A 16,347-nucleotide genomic window follows, 5' to 3' on the forward strand; every position below is an offset into this window, starting at 1 on the left:
CTCTCAATTTTGTGAGAATAAAATCGTAAATTGCATCTAGGTTATTCATGAATGTATTTGATTGGTAGTCAATACAATTTACAAATTTTTGTAACATGAATAACTTTTTTTATAATGCACTACGGGTTAAATTATTAAAAACGTATTATTTCTCTATCAAATCCAAAAACTGCTGCTCATCCAAAATCGTAATTGTTCCGATTTCCTGAGCTTTTTTCAGCTTGCTTCCTGCTTTTTCACCAACAATAAGATAATTCAGGTTTTTAGAGACGGCAGAAATATTCTTACCGTTGTGCTTTTCAACCATTTCTTCGGCTTGTTCTCTTGTGAAAAGTGATAATTTTCCGGTAAATAAGAACGTTTTTCCTTCCAAAACATTAGATAAAACTTCATTGGTATTTTCTCCTTTTTCGAGCTGAACACCATAAGATTTTAATCTTTCAAGCATTAAAATGTTCTCCGAATTATTGAAGAAATCAACAATGCTCACTGCGATTTTCATCCCGATATCTTCAACCTGGCAAAGCTCTTCTGTAGTGGCTTTTTTTAAATCATCGATTGTGTTGAAGTTTTTAACCAGTTTTTTGGCAACGGTTTCTCCGACGTGTTTAATGCCGATTCCGTATAAAACCTTTTCAAAAGCAATATCTTTCGATTTTTCGATTCCTGAGATGATATTCTGTGCAGATTTTTCAGCCATTCTTTCAAGTGGAAGAAGCTGTTCTTTGGTTAAAGCATAAAAATCGGCAGGATTTTCAATCAGTCTTTCTTTATAAAGCTGTTCGATGGTTTCGCTTCCCAGGTTTTCAATATTTAAAGCTTTTCTCGAAACATAATGAATCATTCTTCCGACAACCTGTGGCGGGCAATGCAATTCGTTCGGACAAAAGTGAATCGCCTGATCTTCTACTTTTATAAGCTCAGTTCCGCATTCCGGGCAATTTTTAATGTATTCTAATTCTTTGCTTTCCGGTGTTCTTTTTTCGGTGTTTACGCCAACAATTTTAGGAATAATTTCGCCCCCTTTTTCTACATAAACAAAATCATGCTCATGAAGATCCAGTTTTTTGATAATATCTTCGTTGTGCAGAGAAGCTCTTTTTACAATGGTTCCGGCTAATAAGACCGGTTTCAGATTGGCAACCGGAGTAATCGCTCCCGTTCTTCCGACCTGGTAAGAAACGCTTTGCAATTCGGTTTCCACTTTTTCTGCTTTAAATTTATACGCCATTGCCCAACGAGGAGATTTTGCCGTATAGCCAAGCTGCCTTTGTTGTTTTAAGGAGTTTACTTTTAAAACGATTCCGTCAATTTCAAAAGGAAGATTGTGTCTTTCAACATCCCAGAAATTGATGAATTCTTTTATTTCGTCTAAAGTTTTGCACAGTTTTGCCTGATCAGAAATTTTGAATCCCCAGTTTTGAGCCTTATGAAGCAGTTCCCAATGGGTCTCGGCAGGAACTTCCTCTGAAACAAACTGGTAAAGAACCGATGAAAGTCTGCGTTTTCTCACTTCACCGCTATCCTGCATTTTCAAGCTTCCGCTTGCGGTGTTTCTCGGGTTCATGAACGGATCAAGTCCTTCTTCTTCACGAAGCTTATTGATTTTCTCGAAATTTTTTCTCGTCAAATAAATTTCTCCACGCATATAAAATTTCTCAGGAAAATCTCCTGTTAATTTTAATGGAATATCCGAAATGGTACGAACATTTGCGGTAATTTCATCGCCCTGAAATCCGTCGCCACGTGTTACAGCCTGTGCAAGTTTTCCGTTTTCATAAAGAATGGAAATTGAAGCACCGTCATATTTTAATTCGGCAACAAATTCTACGGGCTCATCAATGGTTTTAATAATTCTTTTCTCCCAGTCTTCCAGATCATCAAAATCGTACGAATTATCCAGAGAATACATCCTGAACTGATGCTGAATGGTCGGAAATATTTTGGTGACACCACCTCCGACACGAATAGTTGGCGAATTATCGTCATGAAATTCGGGATATTGTGCTTCCAGATCCTGAAGTTCCTTTAAAAGAAGATCAAACTCCATATCAGAAATGCTTGGTTCATCCAGCAGATAATAGTTTTCATTATGCTGATGAAGCTCTTTTCTCAGTTGCTCAATTTTATGCTGAATGTTTTCGGACATGGGTTTTCTAACTTTTCAACAAAAATAATAAGTATTGTGGAGAAATGGATGATTAAAATTAAGATTAAATTCAACAAATGTTCAAATTCATTTTAAAGCATCGTCGCAAATCTCTTTTACCTTTGCAGCGAATTGTATAATTATCATTATATTGTTTTAAATTTCAGTTTAAAAAAATAAAATCAAACTTTAACTGGAATTATAATGCAGAAGAATATTTAAAATTATGAAAAAGTTTATCTTAGGGTTTGCAGTTTTAACGACAGCTTTTATGAATGCACAAACTCAAATTATTGCACACAGAGGTTATTTTCAGACAAATCCTCCGACTACAGAAAATTCGATCAAGGCATTGGAAAATGCACAGAAATTAAAAATTTACGGAGCTGAATTCGACGTGAGAATGACGAAAGACGGTGTTTTGGTCATTAATCATGATGAGCATCACGGAAAAATGATTATTGAAGAAACTGATTTCAAAGAATTGGAAAAATTAAAACTGTCGAATGGTGAAAAGCTTCCAACTTTAAAAGATTATCTGAAGCAAGGAAAGAGAGACAAATCTTTACAATTAATTATCGAAATTAAACCGGTCAAATCTCAGGAAAAAGAAAACGAGATTGTAGCAAAAACTATTAAAATGGTAAAAGATATGAAGCTTGAATCTCAAAGTGAATTTATTTCATTTAGCTTAAATATTTGTAAGGAAATTAAAAAAGTTGAGCCAAAATTCAAAGTACAGTATCTGAATGGAGAATTATCACCGGAACAGATTAAAAATGAAGGTTTGGACGGATTAGATTATCATTACAGTGTTTTCCAGAAAAACCCGACCTGGATTTCGGAGGCAAAAACATTAGGTTTAATTACCAATTCCTGGACGGTAAATGATGAGAAAGTTTATGAAGAATTAAAATCTCAGGGAATCGGTTTTATTACGACCAATATTCCTGATCAGCTGAAAGGAAAATAATCTTTTCCGAAAAAAAATATTTAGTAAAATCTGTTTCTTTTGAAGCAGATTTTTTTTGTTTAAATTAAGAATAATACTTTAACAATAATGCTTTACGATATAAGTGAAGTGTTTTATTTTCTCAGAAAAAGACAATAAAGATATGGTAAAATAGGTCACTTTTTATATTAAAAATGATTCATTCTTTTAAAGCCTTGTAAGCTAAAAGTTTATGCATTTCTGTTAATCATAAATTAATATGTGGTTTAAAAATTCTTTAAAATATGTTAAAACCATATTAAAGCTATGCTCGTCATAGCAGTCTAATTTTGCGCAAACAAAAAATTGTATGCGTAAAGAGACTCAAAAACTGCTTCTATTATCCGTTCTCGGATTAGTCAGCGTCCAGATGGCGGCTCAACAGCAGGTAAAAAAAGATTCGGTAAAAACGATCGATGAAGTTGTGGTAACTGCTTTAGGGATTAAAAGACAGGATAAATCCTTAGGCTATGTTGCTGAAAAAGTAGATTCTGAAATTTTTGAAAATATTCAGAACAACAACTGGGCACAAGGTCTGGAAGGTCGTGTAGCCGGTTTGAAGATTCAGACAGCAGGAGCAGGACCCTTAAGTTCTTCAAGAATTACGTTGAGAGGAGAAAAATCTTTTAATCTTGATGGTAACTATGCTTTGATCGTTGTAGATGGTGTACCGTTGAGCAATTCGACAACAGGAACAGGAACAGCAGCTTATGGAGCAGGAACAGGAGGAGATTTACCAATTGATTTGGGAAATGGTCTGAACAGCATCAATCCTGATGATATTGAATCGGTTACCGTTCTAAAAGGAGCTTCAGCTGCCGCATTATATGGTTCAAGAGCGGCGAACGGAGCTTTAATGGTAACGACAAAATCAGGAAAAAGTAAAAATGGGAGACTTAAAGTTTCATTCAATTCTTCTTTGAGTTTTGATTCTGTTTTAAAATGGCCGGATTATCAATATGAGTACGGTCAGGGAACTTTAGTGAAAAACACGGCAGGGCAATTTTTCTATTCTTACGGGTTATCTGCGGATGGAGTAAGTACGGGTGGAACAAGTAGTGCTTTCGGACCCAAATTCGATGGACAATACTATTTTCAGTACGACCCTAATTTATTGGGACAAAGTGCGGAAAGACAATTGTGGAGACCATATAAAGATAATATAAAAGGTTTTTGGGAAACAGGAGTTACATCTTCAAACAATGTTTCTGTAGAAGGAAGCACAGACAGAACAAGTTTCAGGGCATCACTTTCGTACCTGGATAACAAATGGATGATGCCAAACACCGGTTTTGATCGTTTTAATATGGCATTCTCATTGGATCATAAGGTAACAGATAAATTCAGGGTTTCAACAAAATTCAATTACGCAAATACCAAAAGCGATAACCTCCCTGCAACAGGATACAACAATCAGTCGATTTCTTATTTCATGATTTTCCAGAATCCGAATGTTGATTTGGCTTGGTATAAACCGATCTGGAAACCGGGACAAGAGCAGGTAGATCAGATTCACCCGTTCAGTAGTTTCATAGACAATCCTTATCTGATTGCTTATCAGATGCTCAATGGTGTTGAAAAGAAAATGATCACAGGAAATATTTCGGGAACTTATGATTTTAACAAAAATTTCAGTTTGATGTTAAGATCAGGAATTGAAATGTTGGATGAAGAAAGAACAACACAACGACCTTATAGTTCAGCGAATTACCTTAAAGGTTTTTATAGAGAGCAATATATTAAGAATAATGAATTTAATAATGATTTGCTATTTACCTTCAAAAAAGATTATGGCAAGTTTAATGTAAACGCAAATGCAGGGGCGAGTGTTCGTTATAACGAATATGTAATGACAGATTACCGTGCTGAAGGTCTTAAAGTTGTCGGAGATTACAGTCTGAATAATGCTATTTCTTTAATTACAAAAGTTCCGAGACCAAATGATCAACAGACCAACTCTGTCTACGGTTTGGTAAGTGCAAACTATGATAATTTAGTATTCTTAGATGTTACAGGAAGGAATGATTGGAGCAGCACACTTCCAGTGCAATACAGATCGTTCTTTTATCCTTCTGTGAGCAGTAGCTTTATTCTTTCAGATATTTTTAAATTATCAAGTCCAAACTTTAATTATTGGAAATTAAGAGCTTCATGGGCAAAAGTTGGGGTTGCAGGACTTCCGTATCAGTTAGATAAATATTATACACCGAGTGATTTCATAGGTTCTGTTTTAACTCCGGGAACATATCCTAATCCGCTTTTGAAACCTGAAGACAACACCAACATTGAAGCCGGTATGGATTTCTCAGTGCTGAAAAACAGATTAAGCTACAATGTAACGCTTTATCAGAATGATACAGATAATCAGATCATCACAATTCCTACATTATTAGAATCAGGTTATTCAAATAGAATCATCAATGCAGGAAAAGTGAGAAACAGAGGGGTAGAAATGAGCTTAAGTGCAATGCCTTTCAAAACAAAAGATTTTAGCTGGAATATCTCGACCAACTGGACTTTAAACAGAAACGAAATTCTTACTCTACCAGATGAATTTGCAGGAGAAAACTCGTACACTATTTCTACCGTTGCAGGTGTTTTATATTATAATGCAGTTGTAGGAGGATCTTTAGGAGATTTATATGGTTTCAAACTGTTAAGAAATGAAGCGGGACAGGTAGTTTATGATCAGGCAACCGGACTTCCTGCAAGACCGGATCGTGTGGAAAAAGTGGGCAATGCATTTCCGAAATGGAGAGCTGGTTTTCAAAATGATTTCAAAATCAAAAACTGGCAGATCAGTTTCTCATTTGATGGTCAGTATGGTGGAATGGCTTACTCTCAAACCCATCACAAAATGTCCGAGCAAGGTAAACTTGAGAATACTTTGATGGGAAGAGATAATCCAAGTGGAACAATTGTAGGACAGGGGGTTGTTTTAAATCCTGACGGAACTTACAGCCCTAATACAAAAGCAGTTGGTTTAGCAGCATATTACGGTGATTACTACAGAAGAGCTAATATTGAGACCAATACTTTTGATACTTCATTCATTAAACTGAGAGACGCAAGAATCGCCTACTCATTTTCAAAAGATGTAATCGCTCCTCTAAAGCTTACAGAACTTACTTTAGCTGTTTTTGGTAAAAACCTTTGGATGTGGACGAAGTTTCCAATGTTTGATCCGGAAGTTGCTGCTCTTAATGACTCTACAATTACTCCAGGTGCTGAAATAGGTCAGCTTCCATCGGCAAGAACTGTCGGTTTTCAAGTTAATTTAAAATTCTAAGATCAACCTTATGAAAAAAATATTTTTATCTACCGCAATTGCTCTTTCAGTTTTTAGTGTAAATTCTTGCGAAAGAAGCTTTGAAGAGATCAATACAGATACAAGCAAAATAAAACAGCCTTCTGTAGGAAGTTTTTTGGTTCCGATTCAGTATGAAATGGGTTCTTACGGATACAACAGAGCTGACGATTTTACATTTGATATCATGCAGGTTGCTTTAGCTTTTCCAAATGAAGGAAATACGGTAAGCCGCTATTATCTCACAGAAAGTACCGGAAACGGATACTGGAATACAAGCTACAAATGGCTTAAGCAGGTAAAAGAACTTAATGAAGCTGCAAAAAAAGAGAATAATGCCAATTATCTGGCAATATCTAAAGTTCTTAATGCGTGGATTATGGCAAATCTTACCGATGCATTCGGTGATGTTCCGATGACCGAAGCTTTGAGACTTGAAGAAAATATCATGAGGCCGAAGTATGATAGGCAAAAAGATATTTATCTGTTCTTGTTGGATGATCTTAAAGAAGCTAATACATTATTTGATACGACAAAGGCTTTAAGTGAAGGCGACTTATTCTTTCAGGCAAACTCCAATGCTGCAAATATTGTAAAGTGGAAAAAATTCTGCAATTCTCTTTCATTAAGACTTTTGACAAGGATTTTAAAAAGAAACGGAGAAGTAAATGTACATCAGAGAATTACCGACATTGTTAATAACCCGACAACATATCCTATCTTCCAAAATAATGCTGATGGAGTAGTATTGGATATTTCCGGAGTCGCTCCATTAATGCCTCCAATTGCAAGGCCACAGGATTTTACGGCTTACAGAGCTTCAGGAGCTTTTTTTACACAGACTTTGGTCGATAATAACGATCCCAGATTAAGCATGTTTTTTTCTCAGGCAAAAAGTGTAACACCACCAAATCCGAATATCGGTTACAAAGGAGCTCCGTCTGGCTATGCTTTAGGAACTACTTTTGATTATCAGCCTTCCAATCTGAATCAGAATTTAGCAAAAGCACCGCTGAAAATATTGATTATGCCTAATGCAGAACTTCAGTTTATCCTTTCTGAGTTGGCGTTTAAAGGAATTATTCCTGGAAATGCTCAGACTTTCTACGAAAACGGAGTAAAAGCAACCCTTGAACAATGGGGAGCAACAATGCCTGCAAACTATTTTGCTAATCCAAAAGTTGCTTATAACGGAACTTTAGAAAGAATTATGCTTCAGAAATATGTGGGATTATTTTTCGTAGATCATCAGCAGTGGTATGAGCAGAGAAGAACAGGTTTTCCTGTTTTACCCAATAACGGAGGACTCATGAATGATGGAAAGATGCCTCAGAGAATGCCATATCCAACAGTTACAAAAGTTCAGAACTATGAAAACTATGTTACAGCATCTCAAAACATGGGCGGTGATAATATCAACACAAAAATGTGGTGGAATCAATAATTTTTTAATCTAAAAAAATATAATTACAATGAAATATAAATTCATCATACCTTCATTACTTATTTCAGCGATGGCCTTTTCACAAACATCGGTTTCAGGATATGTTTTTGAAGATGTAAATAAAAATCAGAAAAAAGAAAACCGCGAAAAAGGAATTGAAGGAGTCGCTGTTTCCAACGGTGCGCAAGTGGTTCTAACAGACAAAAGCGGAAAATACAGTTTACCGATTTCCGATGGACAAACGATTTTTGTGATCAAACCATCTGGTTATATGGTTGCATTAAATCAGAATAATTTACCGCAATATTATTATCAGTATAAACCAAATGGTTCTCCCGCAGATTTTAAATATAAAGGATCCACACCTACAGGAGCGCTTCCGAAGGAATTAAACTTCGCTTTACATAAACAGAACGAAAGCAAAAATTTTGATATTCTGGTTTTTGGAGATCCACAACCTTATACAGAAAAGCAGTTGGACTATTTCAAAAGAGCGATCGTAAACGAAGTGAAATCTACCAAGAAAAATGCCGTGTTCGGGATTAGTTTAGGAGATTTGGTGGGTGATGATCTAAGTTTACAGAAGCCTTATGCAGATGTCATGAAAGAAATTGGTCTTCCTTGGTATAATGTGATGGGAAACCATGACATGAACTATGATGCTAAAGAAGATATGCTTTCAGACGAAACTTTTGAAGCCAATTTTGGTCCGGCAAACTATTCTTTCAACTATGGTAATGTACATTTTATTGTGCTTGATGATATTCTGTATCCGGATCCGAGAGATGGTAAAGGATATTGGGGTGGTTTTAGAGAAGATCAGATGCAGTTTATAGAAAACGATTTAAAACTTGTTGACAAAAATAAACTGATTGTCGTTTCTTTCCACATTCCTTTGGATCATATGAACGAAGATAATTTCAGAAATGCAGATCGTCAGAAATTATTTGATGCATTAACGCCATTCAAAAATGCTTTATTGCTTTCTGCTCACACCCACATTCAGCAGCAGATTTTCTACGGAAAAGCTCAGGGATGGAACGGCTCAAAAGATCTTCACGAGTACAACGTAGGGACAACTTGTGGCGATTGGTGGTCCGGAACATCAGACGAAATAGGTTTGCCGACATCTACTATGAGAGACGGTACAGCAAAAGGATATTCTTTTATCAGCTTTAATGATAATCAGTATAAGGTTAAATACAAAACGGCAGGAAAGCCGGAAGATCATCAGATTCAGTTGTATGTACCAAAAGTAATTCCTCATCCGTCTAAAACTTCAGCAAAAATTTTGGCTAATTTCTTTATGGGAAGTAAAAAAGACAAAGTACAATACAGAATCGACGGCGGAAAATGGGAGGAAATGGAATACATTGAAACCATCGATCCGAATTTTGCAAATTCCGTTTTCAAATGGGATGCTACCGATAAACTTTTCCCGGGAAGAAGACCTTCAAATCCTGAACAGTCAAAACACATCTGGAGCGGAGGTTTTGGCAATAAACTATCTTTAGGCAAACATAAAGTTGAGGTAAAAGCACAGGATATGTATGGAAACGAATTTACAGCTTCTGAAAATTTCGAAGTGCAGGATCAGATCATTATCCCTTAAAATAATTTACTTTTTATATATTACTTTCAGAAACCGGCTTTTAATGAGTCGGTTTCACTTTTTATAACGTCATAAATTATTCAATTGAAATTTCAAATGATAAAAATCTATTAAATAAAGAGAGTTTGAAAAGTTTTAAAAATGATCTTTCGTAAATTTGCATTAAAATATTTTAAAATGAACCTAAAAGGAAAAAATGCGATCATTACAGGTGGCGGTAGAGGCCTTGGAAAAGCTGTAGCTTTGATTTTGGCTAATGAAGGTGTAAATGTAGGAATCACAGGAAGAAATGAAGAGAATTTAAAAATGACCGTTGATGAAATTCAAAGAACGGGAGTAAATGCAGGATACGCCGTTTTTTCTGTCGATAACGAAATTCAGGTAAAAGCAGGTATTGAATCATTGGTAAAACAGCTCGGCGGTGTAGATATTTTAATCAACAATGCAGGAATCGGAGACTTCGGATCGATCGAAGAAATGTCTTCCGAAACCTGGGAACAGGTCATCAAAACCAATCTTTTTGGGGTGTATTATGCAGCAAAAGCGGTGTATCCGTTTTTAAAAGAAAAAGGTGAGGGTGATATCGTCAATGTAGCTTCTACAGCCGGTCTAAAAGGTGGTCCTAATATGTCGGCTTATGCGGCTTCAAAAGCAGCAGTTGTTTCATTATCTCAATCAATGATGGCAGAATGGAGAAAACAGAATATTCGTGTAATCACTTTGACGCCGAGTACAATTGCTTCAGATATGTCTATTCAGGGTGGTTTGACAGACGGAAATCCAGATAAAGTTCTTCAGCCTGAAGATTTTGCAGAATGGGTAAGAGATATTCTGAAAATGAACAGAAGAGCTTTAATTGCGAATGGATCTATATTTTCTACAAATCCTTAATTGGTTTAAAATATAATCAATAAAAGCGGACTTCGGTTCGCTTTTTTATGTGTACTATTTTGTCATTCAGAACGAAGCGGAGCGAAGTGAAGAATCTACATTTTATAAATAATCATTCATTATTTTTTAGGATCTATTTCCCGCTTTCCATTACAATCTTTTTTTTCAAAAAAGGATTTTCATTGCAATCGGGGATAGGATTTTTGTCTTTCATCTCAATATTGGAGGTGACTTACAATCTTTCTAAATAAAACAAAACAGATTCTTCCTTCGTCAGAATGACATGCTTAGTGTTCTTTACTGAGTATAAACTGAAGGTTTACGAACGTAGTTCTTCCTTTGCGAACTTAAAAACGTAAAGTAAATTAAAAAAAACTTTGTGTTCTTTGTGTTTAAAACCATAAATCAAAAAAGTAGTTTTATTTTTGCAACAAATTATTCGCATGCAAAATTATTTAGAATTCGATTTCAGAATTTCTCCGCTTCAGCCTTGGAACGAAATATTAATGGCAGAACTTATCGAGATAGGTTTCGATAGTTTCACGGAAGAGCTGGAAGGTATTTTAGGATATATTCAGAAAGATTTATTTAATGAAGAAGAACTGAAAAATTTACCGCTTTTCCAGAATCAAGAAGTAAAAATTGAATATACTTTTCAGGAAATGCCGAACATCAACTGGAACGAAGAATGGGAGAAGAATTTCGAACCGATTAATATTGATGATAAAGTCTTAATCAGAGCAGAATTCCATGAATCTGTTCCGGGAATGCATGAAATTATCATTCAGCCAAAAATGTCTTTCGGAACAGGCCATCACCCAACAACACATTTAATGATCCAACAAATGATGGATATTGATTTTAACGGTAAAAAAGTGTTGGATATGGGTTGTGGAACTTCAGTTTTGGCAATTTATGCAAAACAAATCGGAGCCGGAGATACAAAGGCCATCGACATCGATGAGTGGTCCGTTGAAAATTCAAAAGAAAATGCCGCAAGAAATGGAGTAGAATTGGATATTGAATTGGGAACAGCTGAAAATTTAGGCAAAGAAAATTACGATATTATTTTAGCCAATATCAATAGAAATATCTTGATTTCAGATATTCCGACTTATGTTTCCGTTTTAAATGAAGGCGGGAAATTATTGCTTTCAGGATTGTGTTTCTTTGATGTTGATGATATTCTTGAGGTTTGTAAAGAAAATAATTTAGAACTCAAAAAGAAATTGCAACGCGAAGAATGGGTAAGCTTATTGCTTGAAAAATAAAATGACCAATTTATTTAACCTGAAATTTAGCCTAAATGTCAATCTTAGCCTCAACCTAAAATTATGAAACCCTTATTCACAATTTTGTTTTTACTCATCGTTCAGATTTTTTCTGCGCAGGAGGAAGATTATGATTACGCTAACGGAGTTTTCCATTTTGAAGAAAATAAAACACAAAAAATATTCACCGATTGGGCGAGAATACGACAGTCTCCTAATGTGAATGCTCAGATTTTAGATTCTTTAAAAACCAATCAATCGATTTTGATTCTTAAAAAAGATGAAAAGATTTTGAAGTTAGGAGAAAGAAGAGCGAATTGGTACAAAATATCCTATCAGAAAGGTGATGAGATTTCTGAAGGCTACGTTTGGGGCGGAAATCTTGCTATGGGTTACAGAAATAAGAACGGGTACGATTTTTTGTTTGGTTTAACGAAAACGATTAATAAAAAAGATAAGCAATATCCGGAAATTAATATCCAGCAAAATATTGCAGCCATAAAAGTTGTGGAAGGAAGTACTTTGGTTGATGAGGTTTCTTTCGAGACAGGATCAGGAGAAAGCCTGAGCTACGGAACGTTTAATATTGAAAGTAATCACAAGCTTCAAAACGTGGAATTAACTTTAAAAGCTACCGTTTCTGGTGAAGCTTGCGGAATTGCAAGCTATGATCAATACGTTTTGTTTAAAGATAAAAAACTGATTGCTCTGCCTCAATTGATGAACGTCGGTGATGCTGATGTTTATTATCATTCTGAAGAATTTATTTTCCCAAATGATAAAGGCGGAATTCCCAATGCTTTTATTTTTAAAATGGAAGAAATGGAGAAAGATGACAAAGACCGTGAGAAGAAGAAAAAAGCCTCAAAAACCTATCTTTGGAATGGAAGTTCTTATAAGTTGAAATAAAATTTTTAATAATAAATTTGAAAACCACTGTATATTTACGGTGGTTTTTATTTTCTTAAAAATTATGGATTATTTTGTTTACGCTCTTGAGCACATTTATACGGATGAAATTCACACGGTTTGTAAGTTTTTAGGATATTTTGACAATTTGGAGAAATTACAAGAAGCAAAAGAAAAAGCGTTGACTTTATCCGGGTTTTCAGAATACGCTGATGGATTAATTGTTAAAAAGTATAGACTTGGTAAGATACATTGGGAGAACGGGTTTCAAAATATAATCGGAGAAGTCGGAAGAGATTATTTACCAGAAGATGATATTTTAGATGAAGATATTAAATCAATAAAAGAGTTGGGACTAATTCATGTTTTTCAAGTGAGTCACATTTATACAATTGATACTTTTTTAGATGATGAAAGAATAATTGGAGTATTTTTAGACGAGAATACTGCTAATAAAGTCGCTGATAATCTTAAACTTGAGAAGGGTTTTATAGATCATCAAGAGGATTTTATAATTGGAAGATTTACTTTGAATAATCAACTATGGACTTCTGGATTTTAAATTATCTTGATTAAATTGTAGAAAACAAAAAACCTCACAACGAAAGTTATGAGGTTTCAGTGAGCGCGAAAGGATTCGAACCTTTGACCGTCCCGATTAAAAATCGGGATGCTCTATTTACTTGAACTTTCGATTAGCTTTAATATTTTAGACTTGCTTTTCCATGCTTTTATTTCAAGCTCTCTTTTATATGCATCAGATTTGGAATCATAGTTTTCAGAATATACGATAATCCAATCTTTGGCTTTAGCAGTAAAACCTGTATGGTTTGAAAGATGCTTTCTTAGTCTTTCCTGTAAATCTTCACAAGAATGTCCAATATAGTATTTATCTAAAGAATATAGCAATAACACATATAAGATAGTATAACAAAAAAACCTCACAACGAAAGTTATGAGGTTTCAGTGAGCGCGAAAGGATTCGAACCTTTGACCGTCTGCTTAGAAGGCAGATGCTCTATCCAGCTGAGCTACGCACCCATTTTGCAATTTTTAAGAAATTACTGAAAACTTTTTAAGTGGTAGTATCTAAATTTCACCGTTCCGAGAATCGGAATACTCTATCCAGCTGAGCTACGCACCCATTTTGCAATTTTTAAGAAAATTACCGAAAACTGTCGTCCTGTCGGGACAATTTTCGAACCATTTTATTAATGATTTAAAACTGTTGTTGTCCGATATTGACTTTTAATATCATAGAAAATTCAAGTAAATGAACTTTATCTTTTTTTATTAACGGTGCAAAAATATGCATTTATAGTAATACAAAGCAACAATTTCGTTGCGAAAATTTCGAAATAATTTATAAAAAACTCTATGCCAATACTTTAATTAAAATTATAAGACAATTTTAAAGCATAAAAGATTAATTTAATCAGTATTTGCAAATAATATGAGTTCTATAAACGCTAAAAATGTTATTGGTAATAATTTAGTAAATTGTATTTACAGCATTTAATTTTTATATAACTATACATACATAACTTCATTTAGTGTATGAAATGTCACACATTTAAACTCTGTTTTCATTTTTCGTCCTGCTCATCCATTCTTTTGATAAGTGCATCGCGAAGACTATCGAGAAATTTGGTTCGATTTATCTTCCTTCCTTTTAATTCTAAATAAGAATGATAGAAGTCTCCTAAATCAATATTAAACATATTCTCAAATGTTTTTGCTATAACCTTAATATCAATATTACCATTTTCAATTGAACCATTGGAATGTAGAGAATAGATTAACTCAACCAAAGCTGTTTTACTACCAGTCCAATTTAAACTTAAATTTTTTGATATATGTTTTTTATTATTGTTATTCAATTGGTCTTCAAGATATACCTGTATTAAATCGTTGGCAATAATTTTAGCTACTTTATAATCGTGTGAGGTTGCAAATTTATGATCTGCTTCAAAATAATAAGTATCTAAGCTTAATTTTATATCATGATTTCCTCTGATAAAGTATTTTTTATCTAAATGGGTGCTATTAGTTCTGTAGTATTTATAAAATTCCAAATTAGCATCAAAAAAACGCTTGATCTTACTAAGCTCAAGATTGAGATATTGTTTAATAATTTTATCACCTCCTCTGGGCCGTTTTGTTTCAATTTTATATATAGAATTTAAATATATCAATTTTGAAACTAACTGAGGTTTAAGTTGTTTGAAAAAGAATATTTCTTCATCTTCATCTTTGAATCCTTTTTTCTTGACATATTCCTTTGCCGAATCAAGCCTTTGTAAAACTAATACAATAGCATTTTCATACAACTCTAACGAGTTATTGCTATGCTCGTAAGTCAGTTCAGTTATTCTATCATCCAATTCATTCATCAAAGAATGGCAATAATCTATCATTAAAACAAGGATTTTAAATTTAAAAACTGGCATAAAAAATAAAATGAGGTAATAATTGCAGGCATCCTACAATAAATTACCTCATTTTAAATTGCGATAGTACAATTATTTAAAAGAATACTATCCATTATCACTCTCAGGATAAAATATAGAGTGATAAATTACTCTGCTAAAGGTTCTGCTTTAAATCCTTTTCTCTTAACGATAGCGATGATCTCATCTTCTGTAATTCCTTCTGATTTTACAGTTAAGATTTTATCATTATTAGCTGTATCTACATTCCATTCACAGATACCTTCCGCACTGTCAAAATCTGCTTTTACTTTTGATACACATCCTCCACAATTAAGGTTTGTCTTGAATTGAAATTCTTTATTTTCCATTTTTTAATTTATTTATAATGTATATTTATACTACAAAATTCTGTATTTTCTTATTTTTTTTATTATGATATTCCTTGTTTGATTTACGATTTTTACTGATTTTTTTTAGTGTTTGTGATGATGATTATGACCTTCGCTCGTTTTGTTACCCTCAGCAACATGTACCGTAAAATCTACAGTGTGCACTTTATTACTAATCTTAAATTGCATCCACATTCTATATAAACCTGGCTTCTTGATTAGTGTTTCTGCATAAATCTGATAACTTTCATTAGACATTGGGTGAATATGCAAAAATTCTTTTTCAGCTTTGCTTATCATTACAATATGAGCTTTTGCTCCTAAATAGTTTTGCAATTCAGCGTCATTAATCTTGTTACCATTTTTTAGAATCTCAAATTGCAATGGCTGGCTTGTATTTGTTTTCAAATCTGCACCATTCAATAATTTGGCAGTATAACCATCTGATTCCGATTCAAATTTTGCATTTGTATCTAACTGTGCTATTTCTGTAGTATTTCCTACTACATTTAACGAATGTTTGTAAACATTCCCTTCCTCGTTCTCAGGCTTATAATCTACAAAAAATAAGTAGTCCCCAGCAGTTGGAAATATTTCATCAATAAGATAAGAACCGTCTTCTTGTTCAATGGGATGGATATGGTCAAACCAAGTTAGTTCTTCATTCACAACTAGAAGATGCATTTTCATTTCATGTACTTCTTCTAATGACACAACTTTATCTTCGTTCTTTACAATGATTTTAAACTGCGTCGATTTCCCTGCTTCAATAACTTCAGGTTCAGAAGATATAATCACATCAAAATGTTTTGCTGTTCCTTTATTTTCTGGAACTAAATTCATTCCACATTTTGAACATTTATCACCTTTATTCCCTTTGACTTCTGGGTGCATAGGGCAAATAAATATATTTTCGCTGCTGGATTGATGTTGTGTATTCATAATATTTTTT

Annotated in this window: 13 protein-coding genes and 1 tRNA gene; 8 read left to right on the forward strand and 6 right to left on the reverse strand. The window is 34.0% G+C overall.

What is annotated here, in order from left to right; all coding sequences use genetic code 11:
• Window positions 1-145 precede the first annotated feature (145 nt).
• Window positions 146-2,149, reverse strand: a complete 2,004-nt coding sequence (gene ligA, locus BA768_RS11800; protein ID WP_065720918.1) for an NAD-dependent DNA ligase LigA — start codon at window positions 2,147-2,149, stop codon at window positions 146-148.
• A 226-nt stretch (window positions 2,150-2,375) separates the two neighbouring features.
• On the opposite strand from ligA, the gene BA768_RS11805 reads away from it, so the two are divergent.
• The 8 genes from BA768_RS11805 (at window position 2,376) to BA768_RS11840 (ending at window position 13,136) form a co-directional block, all read left to right on the forward strand.
• Entirely contained in the window at window positions 2,376-3,122 is a 747-nt protein-coding gene (locus BA768_RS11805; protein ID WP_065720919.1) for a glycerophosphodiester phosphodiesterase family protein, read from the forward strand.
• Window positions 3,123-3,450: 328 nt separating this feature from the next.
• Window positions 3,451-6,429: a SusC/RagA family TonB-linked outer membrane protein gene (locus BA768_RS11810; RefSeq protein WP_065720920.1), complete on the forward strand. Its 2,979-nt coding sequence runs from the start codon at window positions 3,451-3,453 to the stop codon at window positions 6,427-6,429.
• A gap of 10 nt (window positions 6,430-6,439) precedes the next feature.
• Entirely contained in the window at window positions 6,440-7,891 is a 1,452-nt protein-coding gene (locus tag BA768_RS11815; RefSeq protein ID WP_065720921.1) for a SusD/RagB family nutrient-binding outer membrane lipoprotein, read from the forward strand.
• Window positions 7,892-7,919: 28 nt separating this feature from the next.
• A complete protein-coding gene (locus BA768_RS11820) occupies window positions 7,920-9,503 on the forward strand; it encodes a calcineurin-like phosphoesterase C-terminal domain-containing protein (protein WP_065720922.1) in 1,584 nt (527 codons plus the stop codon).
• Between the two features lie 177 nt (window positions 9,504-9,680).
• A complete protein-coding gene (locus BA768_RS11825; protein ID WP_034679409.1) occupies window positions 9,681-10,394 on the forward strand; it encodes a 3-ketoacyl-ACP reductase in 714 nt (237 codons plus the stop codon).
• A 443-nt stretch (window positions 10,395-10,837) separates the two neighbouring features.
• A complete protein-coding gene (gene prmA, locus BA768_RS11830; RefSeq protein WP_065720923.1) occupies window positions 10,838-11,665 on the forward strand; it encodes a 50S ribosomal protein L11 methyltransferase in 828 nt (275 codons plus the stop codon).
• Window positions 11,666-11,728: 63 nt separating this feature from the next.
• Window positions 11,729-12,574, forward strand: a complete 846-nt coding sequence (locus tag BA768_RS11835) for an SH3 domain-containing protein (RefSeq protein ID WP_065720924.1) — start codon at window positions 11,729-11,731, stop codon at window positions 12,572-12,574.
• Window positions 12,575-12,638: 64 nt separating this feature from the next.
• Window positions 12,639-13,136: a hypothetical protein gene (locus tag BA768_RS11840; protein WP_065720925.1), complete on the forward strand. Its 498-nt coding sequence runs from the start codon at window positions 12,639-12,641 to the stop codon at window positions 13,134-13,136.
• Between the two features lie 113 nt (window positions 13,137-13,249).
• Here BA768_RS11840 and BA768_RS11845 read toward each other — a convergent pair whose 3' ends face one another.
• The 5 genes from BA768_RS11845 to BA768_RS11865 form a co-directional block, all read right to left on the reverse strand.
• Entirely contained in the window at window positions 13,250-13,489 is a 240-nt protein-coding gene (locus tag BA768_RS11845; protein WP_262484173.1) for a GIY-YIG nuclease family protein, read from the reverse strand.
• 52 nt (window positions 13,490-13,541) lie between these two features.
• Window positions 13,542-13,615: transfer RNA gene (locus BA768_RS11850), tRNA-Arg, on the reverse strand.
• 545 nt (window positions 13,616-14,160) lie between these two features.
• Window positions 14,161-14,991, reverse strand: coding sequence for an RteC domain-containing protein (locus BA768_RS11855; protein ID WP_038330969.1), 831 nt, complete (start codon window positions 14,989-14,991; stop codon window positions 14,161-14,163).
• Window positions 14,992-15,152: 161 nt separating this feature from the next.
• Entirely contained in the window at window positions 15,153-15,374 is a 222-nt protein-coding gene (locus BA768_RS11860) for a heavy-metal-associated domain-containing protein (RefSeq protein ID WP_038330965.1), read from the reverse strand.
• A 105-nt stretch (window positions 15,375-15,479) separates the two neighbouring features.
• Entirely contained in the window at window positions 15,480-16,337 is an 858-nt protein-coding gene (locus tag BA768_RS11865; RefSeq protein WP_228388405.1) for a heavy metal-binding domain-containing protein, read from the reverse strand.
• Window positions 16,338-16,347: the final 10 nt, after the last annotated feature.

This window comes from Chryseobacterium sp. CBo1 (assembly GCF_001693475.1).
In the GTDB taxonomy this organism is placed as follows: domain Bacteria; phylum Bacteroidota; class Bacteroidia; order Flavobacteriales; family Weeksellaceae; genus Chryseobacterium; species Chryseobacterium formosense.

Coding starts and splice junctions, on each gene's coding strand:
- ligA (WP_065720918.1), bottom strand. CDS start 2,149: ATGTCCGAAAACATTCAGCATAAAATTGAGCAACTGAGAAAAGAGCTT.
- BA768_RS11805 (WP_065720919.1), top strand. CDS start 2,376: ATGAAAAAGTTTATCTTAGGGTTTGCAGTTTTAACGACAGCTTTTATG.
- BA768_RS11810 (WP_065720920.1), top strand. CDS start 3,451: ATGCGTAAAGAGACTCAAAAACTGCTTCTATTATCCGTTCTCGGATTA.
- BA768_RS11815 (WP_065720921.1), top strand. CDS start 6,440: ATGAAAAAAATATTTTTATCTACCGCAATTGCTCTTTCAGTTTTTAGT.
- BA768_RS11820 (WP_065720922.1), top strand. CDS start 7,920: ATGAAATATAAATTCATCATACCTTCATTACTTATTTCAGCGATGGCC.
- BA768_RS11825 (WP_034679409.1), top strand. CDS start 9,681: ATGAACCTAAAAGGAAAAAATGCGATCATTACAGGTGGCGGTAGAGGC.
- prmA (WP_065720923.1), top strand. CDS start 10,838: ATGCAAAATTATTTAGAATTCGATTTCAGAATTTCTCCGCTTCAGCCT.
- BA768_RS11835 (WP_065720924.1), top strand. CDS start 11,729: ATGAAACCCTTATTCACAATTTTGTTTTTACTCATCGTTCAGATTTTT.
- BA768_RS11840 (WP_065720925.1), top strand. CDS start 12,639: ATGGATTATTTTGTTTACGCTCTTGAGCACATTTATACGGATGAAATT.
- BA768_RS11855 (WP_038330969.1), bottom strand. CDS start 14,991: ATGATAGATTATTGCCATTCTTTGATGAATGAATTGGATGATAGAATA.
- BA768_RS11860 (WP_038330965.1), bottom strand. CDS start 15,374: ATGGAAAATAAAGAATTTCAATTCAAGACAAACCTTAATTGTGGAGGA.
- BA768_RS11865 (WP_228388405.1), bottom strand. CDS start 16,337: ATGAATACACAACATCAATCCAGCAGCGAAAATATATTTATTTGCCCT.